The 14,227-nt window shown below is 38.2% G+C and carries 13 protein-coding genes; 4 read left to right on the top strand and 9 right to left on the bottom strand.

The annotated features are described in order from the left end of the window. Window positions 1-56 precede the first annotated feature (56 nt). A complete protein-coding gene (locus LMB56_RS03345) occupies window positions 57-1,457 on the top strand; it encodes an aminotransferase-like domain-containing protein (RefSeq protein WP_229284138.1) in 1,401 nt (466 codons plus the stop codon). 41 nt (window positions 1,458-1,498) lie between these two features. Here the strand turns inward: LMB56_RS03345 and LMB56_RS03340 are convergent, their stop codons facing one another. From LMB56_RS03340 to LMB56_RS03325, 4 genes are all read right to left on the bottom strand, one after another. Then, window positions 1,499-3,067, bottom strand: coding sequence for an amidohydrolase (locus tag LMB56_RS03340; RefSeq protein ID WP_229284137.1), 1,569 nt, complete (start codon window positions 3,065-3,067; stop codon window positions 1,499-1,501). Window positions 3,068-3,204: 137 nt separating this feature from the next. Then, window positions 3,205-4,050 (bottom strand): alpha/beta hydrolase, encoded by an 846-nt coding sequence (locus tag LMB56_RS03335; protein ID WP_122481663.1) that lies wholly within the window; start codon window positions 4,048-4,050, stop codon window positions 3,205-3,207. Further along, window positions 4,037-5,338: a PTS transporter subunit EIIC gene (locus tag LMB56_RS03330; RefSeq protein WP_229284136.1), complete on the bottom strand. Its 1,302-nt coding sequence runs from the start codon at window positions 5,336-5,338 to the stop codon at window positions 4,037-4,039. Before LMB56_RS03330 ends, LMB56_RS03335 begins: the two co-directional genes overlap by 14 nt. Before the next feature lie 73 nt (window positions 5,339-5,411). Next, on the bottom strand, window positions 5,412-6,449 hold the full coding sequence (locus tag LMB56_RS03325) for a zinc-dependent alcohol dehydrogenase family protein (protein ID WP_229284135.1): 1,038 nt from the start codon (window positions 6,447-6,449) through the stop codon (window positions 5,412-5,414). A gap of 323 nt (window positions 6,450-6,772) precedes the next feature. Here LMB56_RS03325 and LMB56_RS03320 point away from each other — a divergent pair, with 323 nt between their 5' ends. The 3 genes from LMB56_RS03320 to LMB56_RS03310 all read left to right on the top strand — a co-directional run bounded on the left by LMB56_RS03320 (window position 6,773) and on the right by LMB56_RS03310 (window position 8,835). Continuing rightward, a complete protein-coding gene (locus tag LMB56_RS03320) occupies window positions 6,773-7,348 on the top strand; it encodes a glycosyltransferase (protein WP_229284134.1) in 576 nt (191 codons plus the stop codon). Then, entirely contained in the window at window positions 7,345-7,827 is a 483-nt protein-coding gene (locus LMB56_RS03315; protein WP_229284133.1) for a glycosyltransferase, read from the top strand. The genes LMB56_RS03320 and LMB56_RS03315 overlap by 4 nt, the downstream gene beginning before the upstream one ends. A 360-nt stretch (window positions 7,828-8,187) precedes the next feature. Further along, a complete protein-coding gene (locus LMB56_RS03310) occupies window positions 8,188-8,835 on the top strand; it encodes a pilin (RefSeq protein WP_229284132.1) in 648 nt (215 codons plus the stop codon). 98 nt (window positions 8,836-8,933) lie between these two features. Here LMB56_RS03310 and LMB56_RS03305 read toward each other — a convergent pair whose 3' ends face one another. The 5 genes from LMB56_RS03305 to LMB56_RS03285 form a co-directional block, all read right to left on the bottom strand. Further along, window positions 8,934-9,797 (bottom strand): aldo/keto reductase, encoded by an 864-nt coding sequence (locus LMB56_RS03305; RefSeq protein ID WP_229284131.1) that lies wholly within the window; start codon window positions 9,795-9,797, stop codon window positions 8,934-8,936. Between the two features lie 150 nt (window positions 9,798-9,947). Then, entirely contained in the window at window positions 9,948-10,442 is a 495-nt protein-coding gene (locus tag LMB56_RS03300; RefSeq protein ID WP_229284130.1) for a GNAT family N-acetyltransferase, read from the bottom strand. A 39-nt stretch (window positions 10,443-10,481) separates the two neighbouring features. Next, entirely contained in the window at window positions 10,482-11,087 is a 606-nt protein-coding gene (gene lepB, locus LMB56_RS03295) for a signal peptidase I (protein ID WP_003665211.1), read from the bottom strand. Between the two features lie 309 nt (window positions 11,088-11,396). After that, window positions 11,397-12,641 carry a carboxylate--amine ligase gene (locus LMB56_RS03290; protein WP_229284129.1) on the bottom strand — a complete coding sequence of 415 codons (1,245 nt, stop codon included), beginning with the start codon at window positions 12,639-12,641 and terminating at the stop codon, window positions 11,397-11,399. Window positions 12,642-12,658: 17 nt separating this feature from the next. Beyond that, window positions 12,659-14,209 carry a UDP-N-acetylmuramoyl-L-alanyl-D-glutamate--2,6-diaminopimelate ligase gene (locus LMB56_RS03285; protein WP_229284128.1) on the bottom strand — a complete coding sequence of 517 codons (1,551 nt, stop codon included), beginning with the start codon at window positions 14,207-14,209 and terminating at the stop codon, window positions 12,659-12,661. Window positions 14,210-14,227 lie beyond the last annotated feature (18 nt).

Genomic DNA, 14,227 nt, shown 5'->3' with positions numbered 1-14,227 from the left:
TATTTTATCCATACAAGGAATTAATTGTATGGATTACAATATTGGAGTGATTAACTATGCCCATTAATGATTTCTCCCACTATCAGCTTACCTGGTACCCCGACAAAAATAAGCTGACGCGACCAATTTATAAGAGCTTGCTTGACCAACTAAAATCAGCGATTGAGCGTGGAATTCTTACACCCGGAACGAAACTGCCTCCGCAACGTGAACTCGCCGATTATCTCGACATTAATTTCACCACCGTTACTCGTACTTACAAATTAAGTGCGCAACTTGGATTAACTTATGGAATTCACGGTAAAGGAACTTTTGTTAACTCAAATGGTATCGATCCGTTAACTGCCAATTCTCCTTTGACCCGTACCATCGACCTTGGCTTTGTTGCTTCCTTTGAACAGACAAACCACCTCCTTGACAATATTCTTAGCAACACCGTTAAACAAGGCGCCTCGCAACTTCTAACCTATGATTCACCAACTGGGCGTCCGATTGATAAGGAGGCTTTTCGGCATTATCTTGACTGGCTTGGTGTGAGATTAACTCCTACTCAGCATATCCTTATTACAGCGGGAGGAGAAAACTCACTTACATTACTGTTAATGACCTTATTTTCAAGTGGCGATAAAATTGCTGTCGACGAATTTACCTATGCCAACCTGATTGCAACCGCGCAACTAAATAATCTCCATTTAGTAGCAATAAAAAATGATCAAGGCGGGATGAATATTGAAGCATTAAAACACGCTTGTCAAAACAATAATCTAGCTGGCCTTTATATCATGCCGGAATATAGTAACCCGACTGGCGCTGTTCTCTCGATAGCTCGCCGGAAAGAAATCGCAATGCTTGCGCAAGAATATGGGCTAAAAATAATTGAAGATGACTACTTAAGTTTTCTCAGTAAACTCAATCCAGAACGGCCGCCCAAAATAATGGAATTACTACCAGACCAGACTTGTTACGTTTGCAGCATGTCAAAAGTTCTTGCATCAGGACTCCGTGTTGGTTATCTAGTTTTTCCAGCACAATTAGCCCAGCAAATTAAAAATGGCTTCTTTAATACAACAGTCAAAACATCAACACTCAATACAGCAATTGCATCCATGGCAATAAAAGAGCATGTCGTCCAACAAATCATTCAAAATAAAGTCACCCTTGCCAAACAAGCTAATATCCTTTTTGAACAATATTTCCCGACTGCTCCTACAAACCAATTAACCGATTATGCCTTTTTTCGTCGATTACCACTTAAAAATGTTCAAAATACAGCCAAAGTCGAACAAGCCCTTGCTAATATAAATATCCGTTGTTTTGGCTCTGATCGTTTTCAAATTAACGCTTCTTCAAATGACCATTTTCTCCGTGTTTCATTGTCCGCAAATAAGTCACTTGATGAGTTAGAAACAGGACTAAAAAAATTACGCAAGTTTTTGCAAAAATCTAATTTAATTTAAAAAGTGATGTTAAGGATTTTCCCTAGCATCACTTCTACTTTCTATTTAACTCTCTTCCCCGCCATCCAGGTTTCATTAACGTGAATATTTTTAAGTTCGCTATGAGTAACTGTAAAGATATCATCATTTAAGATAACAAAGTCCGCGGCCTTTCCTACTTCAAGGGTTCCATTATCATCAAAGCCGCCAATCTTAGCACCATCCCGAGTATAACCAAGAATAGCTTGTGGAACCGTAATTGCTTCTTCTGCATTAACAACATCGTCATTAGCTGCCCTTCTCGTTACAGCCGCATAAATACTATAAAACGGACTATCAGGCTCTGCCCATGGCGTACATGGAGCATCAGAACTTAACCCTAACATTGCTTGAGAATTCAGCATTGTTTTGACGCGGTAAGCTAATTTAAACTGGGCCGGTGAAAGATAATGACGATAGGATTCATCCTCCGCAAAGAAAAAGATTGGTTGTGTGACTAACGCATAGTTCATTTCACTATTGGCAATTTCTGCAAACATTTGATCAGTCATTAAAGATGCGTGTTCAATTCGTACGGATGGCATCGTTGTTAGCCACGGCTTCATATCTTTTGTTACATCAATTACTGTTTGAATTGCTTTATCGCCCATCGCATGCACAGCTAGTTGAAGCTTATTATCACGCGCCATCTTAACTGCTCGCTTAAGCTTTTCCACTGAAGTTAAACTAACTCCCATTTTTCCCGATGGATACGGATCAGTATTATAGGCCGTTTCACCAGAAATACTCCCATCCATAAAGACTTTAATTCCAGCAACGCGGAGTTTTTCATCCCCGCTTGGTTGCAGTCCAACCTGCGGATCAATTTCATTAAAGACATAGTAGATCGAAGCTTTAGGACCAAACCCTTGTTTAACTGCATCTTGGTATAGTTTTAAAGAAGTATATGGCTTCATCCGGCCCATCATTTCACCAATTGCCACAATTCCTTCTTTAAGATAGTGTTCGGAACTATTAACCATATTAGCTACGTCATTCTCATAGCTCTGTGCCGATTTAGCCCGAATAAGAAGTTGCGAGGCAGCTACTTCGCGCATAAAACCAGTTGGTCGTCCATCAGCAAATCGTTCAATTTTCCCACCAACCGGGTCAGGCGTATTTTCATCAATTCCTGCAAGTTCCAAGGCTTTAGAATTGCCAACAGAAGAGTGACAGTCAGAGCGATAAATAAAGATTGGTTGCGTTGTTGACACAGCATCTAAATCATCACGGTTAGGACTCCGATGTTCTGCTAATTTTGTCTCATCAAAACCCCAACCTTCAATCCACACATCTTCGCCTTGACCATATGCAGGAGAGTTGCGAAGTGCTTCTTGCATTTCCTTGATACTATTAACATTTGGCGGGGTACAAGCAACACCATGGAGGGCATCAGCGATATATTTAGGATGTGTATGACAGTCAATTAATCCTGGCAAAACTGTTTGTCCTTGCAGATCAATAACTTTGCCTTCATTAGGTAAATTATCACCAATTCGTTTAACCGTTCCATCTTCAACTACCATGCTATTAACAAAATGATCCTCAGTATCACCAACAAAGATTTTACCGTTAATAAATGTCTGGGTCATAATCCTAACTCCTTTCAACTTTAGATATCCTTACCAAAGATACTTTTATTATAGAATGAAATCGCTTTAAAAATGACTACAATTTAAAAGAAAAACGCCGTGACTTCTAAGCCATGACGTTTTATAAATCTTTTTAACTAATTATTTGGTCGTGCACGTTCAGGATGCGAATTTAAAATATACCTTCTAATCAAGCTTAAGACTTCTTGATTTTGTGGCAGCGCTGAATGTTGAGCTAGTTTTCCCGTCACTGTAATTTGCGTATAATGACGAACTTCTCCTTGATAAATATATTTACCAGCAAGCACACTACTTAATGGCACTAACCCATCTTCAACATAATTTTCCGACCCAGCAATCGAGTACATCGTCAGGTTGCTGGGTAATTTTTTACGATTTTTAATGAAATCAGTTAGCATTTGCGTCCGCCGCTTTGAAGGTTCCGCAAAGTTATATGGTGTTCCGATTGTCATTAGTCGCTTTATCCGAATTTGTCGCTCATTAAAATAGTGTTCTAAGAAATAGGTATAGATTAGTCCACCATTAGAATGACCAATACCCTTGAAATTATTAAAGTTGTATTGTGCTTTTAACTGATTAAAGGCCGTATTAAACATGCGGGCTTGCTTTTTGATGTTACTATAGCCATCATGATTATTTTCGAATCCGACAACAATAAAAGGTTCATTATCGCCTTGCCTGATCCGTCCAGTATAAGTGATTTGACCATTGTTATAGACTTTAACTTTTAGCAAGCTATGATTCTGCCGGTCACGTTGGTTAATTTTTGTCACCAGCGTATCAAACCGATTAACAGTCGCGCTACTTCCTGGAATCATAATTACTGGAGACATTTGCGATTGTTGCCGCTTTTCAAGAACACTAACACTTTTTCGGGACCAGCAATAGGAAACAGCTGTTAAAAGCACAAGAATAATAATCGAGGAAACGATGATAATCTTATGGCGTTTACTTATCTTCATTTTGAAATTCCTCCTGCTCTTTCACCAAACGTTCCTCAACTGCAAATGCTAATTTGATAAAAGGAATATAAATTATTATATCCATAATCACTAATAAGATTGAGATTAAAAGGGCTCGCCAATCTCCACCAGTTCCAATGAATGGGATCAGGATTCCAGGTGTACCATTGGGGACTGGATAAACAATTGGCGGAATCGCATGAATAAAGATAAATACACTCGCAACCAACATATTAGCGATTGGCAAAAGGATAAACGGAAAAACATAAACTGGATTAAGGAAAACACGCGAGCCAAATAAGATTGGTAATCCATGATTAAAGATTGCAGGAAAAACACTTAACTTCGCTATTTCTTGCTGATTATTCTGTCGGCCGACCCATAAAATACCAATGACTAATGCTAAGGTAACGCCAATTCCGCCAAAGTTAGCAAAGCCATTATATAAAGATGACAGCGTAAAAGGATACGGAACAGCAAATGACTTATGGGTTAAAGCATAGATTAGATTATTTCGGACCTCATTACTATAAGCATCATTAGTAATGTTAACTGGTTCCGCAAATCCTAGCCAAACTAAAAGTGTATTGAAAAATGATAAAGTGATATTAAGAAAATAATTACTATGACGGCCAATTAGTGAAGAAATGTTTTGGGTCGTGATTGCGTCAAGATTAAATGTCCGCCAGACTGCATATAGGGTATGAAGGATGAAGGCCCCGCTAAAGGAAATTGTAAACGGCTTAAGATTTCGTAAGACTCTTGCCATTAACTTCCTACTCCCTAAGCGAATATCACTCAAAGTGAAATGATAGCCCCATTTCACAAAAATCAATCCAATGACATAACCCACAAGACTTCCAATAATCAACCACCCTGCGCCAAAATACCGCGTTTCAAGCGTCTGACTACCCCGAACACTATGATAAAAGATTAATACATAGCTAATCATTGCACAGACACCCGCGATTAGATTTTCTCGTCGATAGCGGCGGGTGGTCATAATTGCACTAACAAATGCAGCATAGGACGCTAACCAGCCAACGGTTATCATTGTTGCATCATTAAATAATGCCCTTAAAAATTGGCGTTCTGGAAGCCACTGCTGAATATAGAATACATTCGCCAAAAAGCCATTAGAAGCTAAAAGATTATCACTAATAATCCAAACAATGGTTCCAATTAAAGCAACCGGGAATAACATTATCATTGTTTCACGAAAAATTTGCACAAACGACAAGCGGTTAAACCACATTGCCCGCTTAATTAGTTTTTCATTTTTATCCATAAGCCTTCCTCATTAAAAATTATCTTTAAACCACAAAAAGTCCGAGCCATTTATTGGTCTCAGACTTTAGCTTTTATTCACTTACGATTACTAATGATTTAATTGCTTCACGCTTGTCCATTGCCTCATATGCCTTTTGGATTTCATCAAGGTTGAAACGCTTTGTGAAAACCTTTCCTGGGTGAATTTCACCCTTTAAGACAGCATCAAGAAGGACATTACGATCGTAAGTAGTGACAGATGCAATTCCACCACGAAGGCCAATGTTCTTCCAGAAGAGATTGTTAGATGCTGGTTCAGTTTGAGGAACACCAACCCGACCAATAATTGCACCCGGGCGAGCTAATTTACCAGCTTGTTCAATCGCAGATACAGCTCCAACACATTCAAGAACCGCGTCTACCCCGTTGCCATCAGTTAATTCGAGAACCTTCTTAACCGCATCATCGCCACGTTCAGCAACAATGTCAGTAGCCCCAAATTCCTTAGCAAGGTTTGCCCGGTCTTCGTGGTGACTCAAAGCAATAATTCGCTTAGCCCCACGTAATTTAGCACCAATTACCCCACAAAGGCCGACAGCACCGTCACCGATAACGGCAACAGTATCACCTCCTTTAACTTCAGCACTTGCGGCAGCGTGGTAACCAGTTGCCATAACATCAGCTAAAGTTAAAAGGTCATTTAATTGTTCGTCTGTGTAGTCTGATGGTTGACCAGGAATCTTTACTAATGCCCAGTTAGCATTTGTAAAACGTAGATATTCGCCTTGGTAACCACCATTGCCGCCAGCTTCTTGGTTCATACAGTTACCATCAAAGCCGGCTAAGCAAGCAGCACAGTGACCACAACCATGAGTAAATGGTGCAATTACAAAGTCACCGGGTTTAACATCTTTAACGTCCGATCCAACTTCTTCAACAATTGCAATTGCTTCGTGACCAACTAATGATCCCTTTTCACGATTGGCAATTCCACGATACCACCAAAGATCAGATCCACACACACAAGCCCGAACAATCTTCAAAATCGCATCAGTTGGCTTTTGAATTGTTGGCTTTTCAACTTCATGAACTTCCATCTTACCGGGTTCCATAAATACGGCTGCTTTCATTTATTTCCGCTCCTTTACGTTTTATCTAATTAACAATATACAATATAAACCTTCAAGTCGACTACAAGGCAAGTACTTTTTCTAATTTAAATTGACATTTCAGATAACTAAAATTTTTATTAATTATTCGATTTATCATCAAGCATCTTTTTCTTTCTTAGTTCATACATAGTAATCTTCTTTCTCTAAGAAAGGCATGACATAATCTTCAAAATGATCTAACTTGTATGATAAATAATTAAGGGCATTATCAAGTTCATTTCTCTTAGCTAACAGAATTTTATATTTTAGTGCGGTAAAATAATAAAAAGAAGGTGGAGAAAATGAAAATTCTAATGGTAATTGACGATTATTTTAACACTACTAACGGCATGGCCATTTCTACGCAACGTTTTACAAGACAACTTCGCCAGTTTGGTCACGAGGTTCGAATTCTTTCCACCTCATCAAATGATAATAAGGTTGATTATCCTGTCCCCAGAATAAAACCAGTTTTGTTTTCAAAACTCATCTCGCAGCAAGGATATATCTTCGGCAAGCCAATTGATTCTACCATTCAAAAAGCTGTTCAGTGGGCTGACATCGTCCATCTTGACACCCCTTTTTTTCTTGGTGCGCGAGCGGGAAGTATTGCTAAAGAATACAGAAAAACGGTTACGGGAACCTTTCATCTTTATCCAGAAAATATGACTGCTTCCGTTCCTGTTTTTGATCGACCGCTTATTAACGACCAACTTATGCGGCTTTTTCGAGACTGGTCATTCAAAACCTGTACAGCAATCCAATGTCCTACCCTAAAAGTAAAAGAACGGCTCATAAAGTATAATTTCCCCTTACAATTCTTTGCATCGAGCGGTACTCAAACGAAAAAAATCAAGAAACTTTATTTAAAGCTATGAAACAAGTTCACAATAGTAAAAACATGCACCTTATTTTAGCGAGCAAAGGTCCTTTAGAAGGAAAATATGCGCAATTAGCACAGGAAATTTCTAGCAAAGTTATTATGAAGTATTATCCACCACACGAATTACAGCAATTGACTCGCAACGCCGATCTCATTGTTCATTGTGCGAATGTGGAAGTTGAGGGGATGTCTTGTATGGAAGCTTTTGCATCAGGATGTGTTCCAATTATTGCAGATAGTCCTTTATCCTCAACAGTTTCATACGCACTTACAGAGTACAACAAATTTCCTGCTGGCGATGAAATAAGCCTAGCGAAACGAATCGATTACTGGTACACTCATCCCCAACAGCTAGAGGATAACCGGCAAAAATACGTTAACTACGCTAAAACACTTACTGTGAAAAAATCAGCTGAAAAAGTTGCTTTAATGATGCAAGATGCTTTAAATCAAAATAAGGAATATAAGCTCTAACAAATAAAAGAAAGTTAGTTGAAACCTTCGAATTTCATATCGCCCAAAGGATGTTGCAACCGTATTTAAGATTTTGACAACATACCAAGCTCAAATTAAAAAAATGGTTACAAAAGTTTATCCATGGGATGAATTAGAAGCAGCAATTAAATTGGCATCTGATTCCCACCGATCTTTGAACATTCAAATTAAGTGCTAAATAATCTTACCTAGTTTCCAATTAATTCTTAATAATCTTCCCAAGACTAACATATGCAACAGCTAAGAAATTTGGTAAACTGTAAGTGTCTAAAAACTGATTGGTCAATCGACGCATTAAACTACGCTGATTGACCATTTTGTGTATTTTAGGAGGAACTTATGGATATCATGGAAATTTTAGGAGACTTATTTAGTTTAATCTTCCTAGGGGCCCTCATTTGTGTGATCATTTTTGCTATTATGTGGTTTCGTACTAATCGCGAGAAGGACAAAGAAAAATATCAAAAGAGTAAAAAATATACAATCATCTCTATCATTATGTTAGTCATAGGCTTCGTTGGTTCAGACATTTTTATTCCTGATGATGAAGAAAACTCAGCTAGTACCGAACAAACTAGTAAAATTTCGTCAAGCAGCAAAACAAGCAGTGCTGAGCCAGAAGTTGATTCCGAGATTTCACGCAAGCCTACACAGAACACAATCGTCAAAGTAACTGAAGCCTTAAATAGTGATCTCATAACAGCAGATACTGGTAACACCAAATGGGCATGGAACGAAGAAGATGCTTGTTGGGAGACAACGCTTGATCAGAATAGTACTCTATACCAATCAATGAATTCCGGGCAAGTGTCATTATGGAATAGCTATGTGCGAGACATTCAAGAAGCTTCGCAAGCAATAGCAGATGAAAAGCTCGATTCTATGTCTACGTTTAAGGTATTGACACCCACTGATCAAAATAGATGTTTCTTAATTGTAAGAGATGGAAAAATAAAATATAATATTGGCGAAGATTTAACTAACTAAAATTTTTGTCAAGAATATAAAATAACCTAAGTTCAAAAAATGGCACGCCTGTTTGAATGTAATCAGCACTCAAACAGACCTGCCATTTTTATTTAATTTTACATTTTTCCGCCATAAACTGGGAAGACATCAAAATCGCCGTAGTCTAATGGCTTTACTCGCCGTAATAGGTCCATATCAGCTTCGGAAATTTCAAAATCGATTTCAGCATTTTCTTTCATATGCTCTGGATTAGCAGTCTTTGGTAAGACAATCATTCCTAATTGCCAATCATATCGAATGCATAATTGTGGAACTGAAACGTTGTACTTTTTCGCCATCTTTTCAATTACGGGATTGTCCAAAGCCGCTCCGTGAGCAACTGGTGAATATGCTTCAACCGCAATGTCGTGTTCATGAGTAAATGATAAAAGATTGAATGGAGTATGACCAATATGAGCTAAAACTTGATCAACAGCGGGAACGGTATCGCTATTCTTGATAATATTTTCAAGATCGGCTTTTTCAAAATTAGAAACCCCAATTGTCCGAATCTTGCCTTCACTTACAGCATCTTCCATAGCCCGCCATGCCGCAAGATTTCCTTCAAGGTATCGATTGTCAGACTGATTTACTTCTTTCCATGGTTGGGGACTATGAATAATCATCATATCGATATAATCAAGCCCCATCTTTTCAAGAGTTTCATCAATCGACTTCTTGGTTACATCATAGTCTTTGTGTTCGGCAGCCACCTTTGAAGTAACAAAGATTTTATCTCGATCTATGCCAGCTGTGCGGACACCTTCACCAACTCCCCGCTCATTTCCATATGCTTGAGCAGTATCAATGTGCCGGTAACCAATCTTAATTGCATTGCGAACTGCTTCGGCTGCTTGGTCATCATCAATCATCCAGGTTCCTAATGCAAACTTTGGAATTTTCACACCACTATTAAGCGTAATTATCTCATCTAAAATCATTGTTCTCCATCCTTTCACATTTCAAGTTATCCCTACAAAGCTATTGTCGTCATTTTTTTGACAAATGTAAAATGGTAAGCCTTGATAAAATCAACAAAAAAGAGGTTAAAGCTTAAAATTGTTCAACCTCAATCAAGTTCTTCTACTAATTTAATTAAAATTTCTGCCCATCATATAAAGGGACCGCATTTGACCATTTATCTCAGAAATCTGTGGTAATTTACCCCATTCTTTGTACCCGCAGGAGGTAAAAAGACGATAGCTTGCTTGATTTTCAATATAAATATACGCAATTACGGTTCTTATATTTAAATGATCTTCAATTTGTTTTTGCACATATGTTAATAAATCATGGCCAAGATGTTGCCGTCGATAATCTTCATGAATATAAATAGCTATCTGTGCCGAATGATCATAGGCCGGATGCGGATAAAAATACTCAAGGGCACACCAGGCGATCACTTGTTCACTGACTGTCGCAACCCAAATTGGATGAGTACTGTCAAATTGCATAAACCATTCACGCCGATCAACAACCTCAATCGGTGCACTCTCATCATTGACTTGTAATGGAATAGCTTGATTAAATATGTCGACAATCGCTGGTAGATCATCTATTGTCGCTAGCCGAATTTGATAATCCATTTCAAAGCTTCCTTGCAGAATTTTTTACCCACTAAATTATTACTTATCATAGAAGTGTTGCCATTCTTTATTAACGTTTTCGCGCGTCGTCTTTGTCCCAGTCCATGATGGAACTTTTACGACCCCATCAATCTTACTCTTAGGCACAAATCCCCAGTAACGACCATCATTGGAAACGCTCCGGTGGTCCCCAAGAACAAAGTATTCACCCTTCGGAACTTTTGTGGCACCATTATTCTTTAACCAACTATTTTGAACCGAGATACTACGCAGTGTCCAGTTTCCAGTTCCGGTTGTTCGTTGACTCTTACTAATGTAGTCTTGATTAATCTTTTTGCCGTTAACATAAATGTTTCCATTCTTAGAGCTAACAGTATCACCAGGAAGTCCAATTACTCGCTTAACATAATCAGTCTTGACCGATACTTGCGGATCAACACCATTAGCATCAAATACAACGACACTTCCATGATGGATCTTGGCAGTTTTCAAGCAAAATACTCGTTCATTATTTTGTAAGTTTGGTTGCATGGATGGTCCATCAACCCGAACAATTTGGAAGAAAAACTGCTTAATTACTAATGCGATTATTAACCCGATTAAAATGGGAATAATCCAACTCATTGCTTCACGAAATGCTTTCATTATAATTCCTCAATTTCTTTATTTAACTGTTATTAATCATACAACTAGTAATAAAACCTGAAAAGTTATTTATAATAAATAATATATTATTTTCACATTTAATAACATTAAAAAGATGTGAGTGGAAAATTAACCTTCTCGACAAGGCGGTGGGCTAAGGATAGAACGGTGATTAGCACGGCACGGGCTGATTATCGTTCGGACTTAGCCTCGAGCCTTGTGGTTAATTTCCACGATATCTTAAACAATATTCGTATAAATAAAGAGGCTGTTGAAAAAACAAGTTTTTCCAGCCTCTTCTTTTAATTTTTATTTCTTTTCGACAAAGTACTTTTCGAAGTTCTTTTGATAGTTATGATTAATCCGTTGTTCCATTAACCACCGCATGAAATTCATGTCCTTGTCATAATGGAAAGTTGTTCCATAACGACCTTCTTTAATAAGCTCCTCAGCCTGCTTTTTAATTTCGTTATTTTTAGCATACTGAAGGAAGGTCTTTTTTGAAACCCCAAGCCATAACTTGTAGTTGCTTTCATCCTTGTTTCCATAAATCGTCTCTTGATCTTTTAAGCTATCAAAAACGTAATCTTCAACGGGGAAAGTAGCAAGTTGATAGCCATTTAATGAAACGAAGAAACTACTACGACCTTGGCGAGGATTGAGGTCAAATACCTTGAATTGGCCATCACGACGGTCATATTTTAAATCAAAGTTAACAAATCCAGTAAATTCAATGCTTTCAAGGAAATTCTTGATGTTGTCATAGATTTGTTGGTCATATGCTGGCATAATCGCAACGTAATTACCAACATTTGCTGGATTACAATCTTCAAGTAGCGGGTGACCGAGACACATCATCTTTACCTTATGATCTTTATCGACATAACAATTGATGGTCCGCATATTACTATCATCACCAGGAATAAATTCTTGTAAAACGAGGTCCCCATTGTATGGACTATGCTCATAGATAATCTCCAGAACTTCCGCTAATCTTTCTGGTGTCTTAATAATATAAGCCTTTTCGTATCCTTCAAAGTTTCCCTTATGCCATTGCACCGCATCAGCAGCCTTTAAAGCAATTGGAAATTCAAATGGTGATTTATAGTTCTTATAATCAAGGTCTGGTTTTAAAATATCGGTTTTAGGATAAGGCAAACCATACTTTTCACAGACATTGTAGAACTTCTCTTTATCCGTTAATGTTGCCACTTCATCATAATCAGCATACGGGCAGAACATGTGCTGCGAAAGTTCTTTACGGTTTTTCGCAACTAATTCAGTATAGTCATCCCCACAACTAATTAAAACGGTCTTCTTGCCTTGCTTAGCAAACTCATCTGCCGCTTCAATTAAAACCTTCGTAAACACTTCTGGTGATTGTAATTGTTCGTTATAATGCAACTCGACAATTTTTGAATAACGGGTTGGTGCCAATGGTTGGCGAGCATATAATTGCGACTTAATCCCATATTTTTCATACATCGACCGTGCCATTCCGTAAGCGTTGAAATCACTACCTAGAATCAATGGAACAAAAGGTTGTTCACTCATTAGATCCCCACTCCTCTTTATTTTTCTAGTTCATTAATATAATCACGTGCAATCTTCACATCAGTTGGGTAAGGGACATCTTCCCCATTAACTTTTTGATAAGGATCTTCACCTTTCCCTGCAAGGACTACAATATCATCATTTTCACTACCGTCAATTGCCTTTTTGATCGCCGTTTCGCGGTCCATTTCAAATTGAATATGTTTTACTTTATCATGATCAATATAAGAATCTATTTCCCGGGCAATAGTCATCGGATCCTCAAACCCTGGATCATCAGTCGTCAAAATTACTTCATCTGGTTGTTCTTCAGTTAAAGCTTTTCCAAACCCTGGACGGCGCGAAATACCTTTATCACCGGTCGCTCCTAAGACAACTGTTACTTTGCCAGCATTAGTTTGTCGTTTTAAGAATGCCAAGAGTCGCTTCAAGCTAGCGTAATTATGGGCATAATCAACATAAATTGTTCCATGGGTATTACTGTTAATCATTTCCATTCGACCACGGATGTGAACATGATTTAATGTTTTTACGGCATCATTAGCACTCGCCCCAGCTAATCCACTGGCAATGATTGCAGCGACCGCATTTCCTTCATTATAATCTCCAGGGACACTCGTTTTATAACGACCATCTAAGTTCAACTGCTTTGCTTTCTCAGTTAAGGCGGTCAACTCAAATTCACTTTCATGAAGATCTTCTAAATCATTTCGATATTCAAAATCTATTTGGGCATTGTCAGGTAATTCGATGGTTGCTCCTCGCCGTGCAAATAAAAAAATGTCCTCTGGTTGTGTAGTTGCCTTAGCCGTGTAATAAACATCGATAAATTTTTCCGTTTCTGCATTGATTAAGCATTTAGCAGAATTTACTAATAATTGTTCCTTGCAGTGAAGATAATCAGCAAAAGTTGGGTGCTCATTTCGTCCGATATGGTCTGGCGAAATGTTTAAGAAAATTCCAACATCATACTTCAAACCATAAATCCGGTTTTTCTTGTATGCTTGCGATGATACTTCCATTACTAAGTGCGTCATCCCATTATCAACGGCAACGCGCATATCATGGAAAAGGTCTAAGGATTCGGGAGTAGTCAAATCAGATTTAAATTTATCTTCCGGCTTATTGCCTAGAATCCGATCAAGCGTTGAAAAAAGGGCAATATGATCAGCTGTACTTTGGGCTAAAATATGGTCAGCAAAATAAGCCGTTGTTGTTTTGCCTTTTGTTCCTGTAATCGCAATAATGAACAAATCATTTTGTGGATAGCCATAAAATGCTGCCCCCAGTAAAGACATTGCTTTTTGTTCATCGTTCACGATAATAGCTGGCAATCCTTCGCCCTCTGGATATTCTTTTTCAGCCACATACGCAATCGCACCTTTTTCTTTAGCAGATGCTAGGTATTTAGGCAAAAAATTTCCTTTACAAAAGAATAAAGTTCCTGATTTTACCTTCCGTGAATCATAGGACACGCTAGTTGCGGTAAAATCAGTCAAGTTACTAACATGATCCAATAAATGGTGCTCGCGCAATAATGCTAAAGCAGGTGTAATATGCAATTCCATCTTGCAAATGACTCTCCT

Origin of the sequence: Limosilactobacillus reuteri, from assembly GCF_020785355.1 — a bacterium.
GTDB lineage: Bacteria > Bacillota > Bacilli > Lactobacillales > Lactobacillaceae > Limosilactobacillus > Limosilactobacillus reuteri_I.
Note: the sequence above shows the minus strand (reverse complement) of the source record. Positions and strands in the feature narration are given on the sequence as shown.

What these genes read in the sequence shown, in the direction of transcription:
- LMB56_RS03345 (WP_229284138.1), top strand. Translation starts at nt 57, where the DNA reads ATGCCCATTAATGATTTCTCCCACTATCAGCTTACCTGGTACCCCGAC.
- LMB56_RS03340 (WP_229284137.1), bottom strand. Translation starts at nt 3,067, where the DNA reads ATGACCCAGACATTTATTAACGGTAAAATCTTTGTTGGTGATACTGAG.
- LMB56_RS03335 (WP_122481663.1), bottom strand. Translation starts at nt 4,050, where the DNA reads ATGAAGATAAGTAAACGCCATAAGATTATCATCGTTTCCTCGATTATT.
- LMB56_RS03330 (WP_229284136.1), bottom strand. Translation starts at nt 5,338, where the DNA reads ATGGATAAAAATGAAAAACTAATTAAGCGGGCAATGTGGTTTAACCGC.
- LMB56_RS03325 (WP_229284135.1), bottom strand. Translation starts at nt 6,449, where the DNA reads ATGAAAGCAGCCGTATTTATGGAACCCGGTAAGATGGAAGTTCATGAA.
- LMB56_RS03320 (WP_229284134.1), top strand. Translation starts at nt 6,773, where the DNA reads ATGAAAATTCTAATGGTAATTGACGATTATTTTAACACTACTAACGGC.
- LMB56_RS03315 (WP_229284133.1), top strand. Translation starts at nt 7,345, where the DNA reads ATGAAACAAGTTCACAATAGTAAAAACATGCACCTTATTTTAGCGAGC.
- LMB56_RS03310 (WP_229284132.1), top strand. Translation starts at nt 8,188, where the DNA reads ATGGATATCATGGAAATTTTAGGAGACTTATTTAGTTTAATCTTCCTA.
- LMB56_RS03305 (WP_229284131.1), bottom strand. Translation starts at nt 9,797, where the DNA reads ATGATTTTAGATGAGATAATTACGCTTAATAGTGGTGTGAAAATTCCA.
- LMB56_RS03300 (WP_229284130.1), bottom strand. Translation starts at nt 10,442, where the DNA reads ATGGATTATCAAATTCGGCTAGCGACAATAGATGATCTACCAGCGATT.
- lepB (WP_003665211.1), bottom strand. Translation starts at nt 11,087, where the DNA reads ATGAAAGCATTTCGTGAAGCAATGAGTTGGATTATTCCCATTTTAATC.
- LMB56_RS03290 (WP_229284129.1), bottom strand. Translation starts at nt 12,641, where the DNA reads ATGAGTGAACAACCTTTTGTTCCATTGATTCTAGGTAGTGATTTCAAC.
- LMB56_RS03285 (WP_229284128.1), bottom strand. Translation starts at nt 14,209, where the DNA reads ATGGAATTGCATATTACACCTGCTTTAGCATTATTGCGCGAGCACCAT.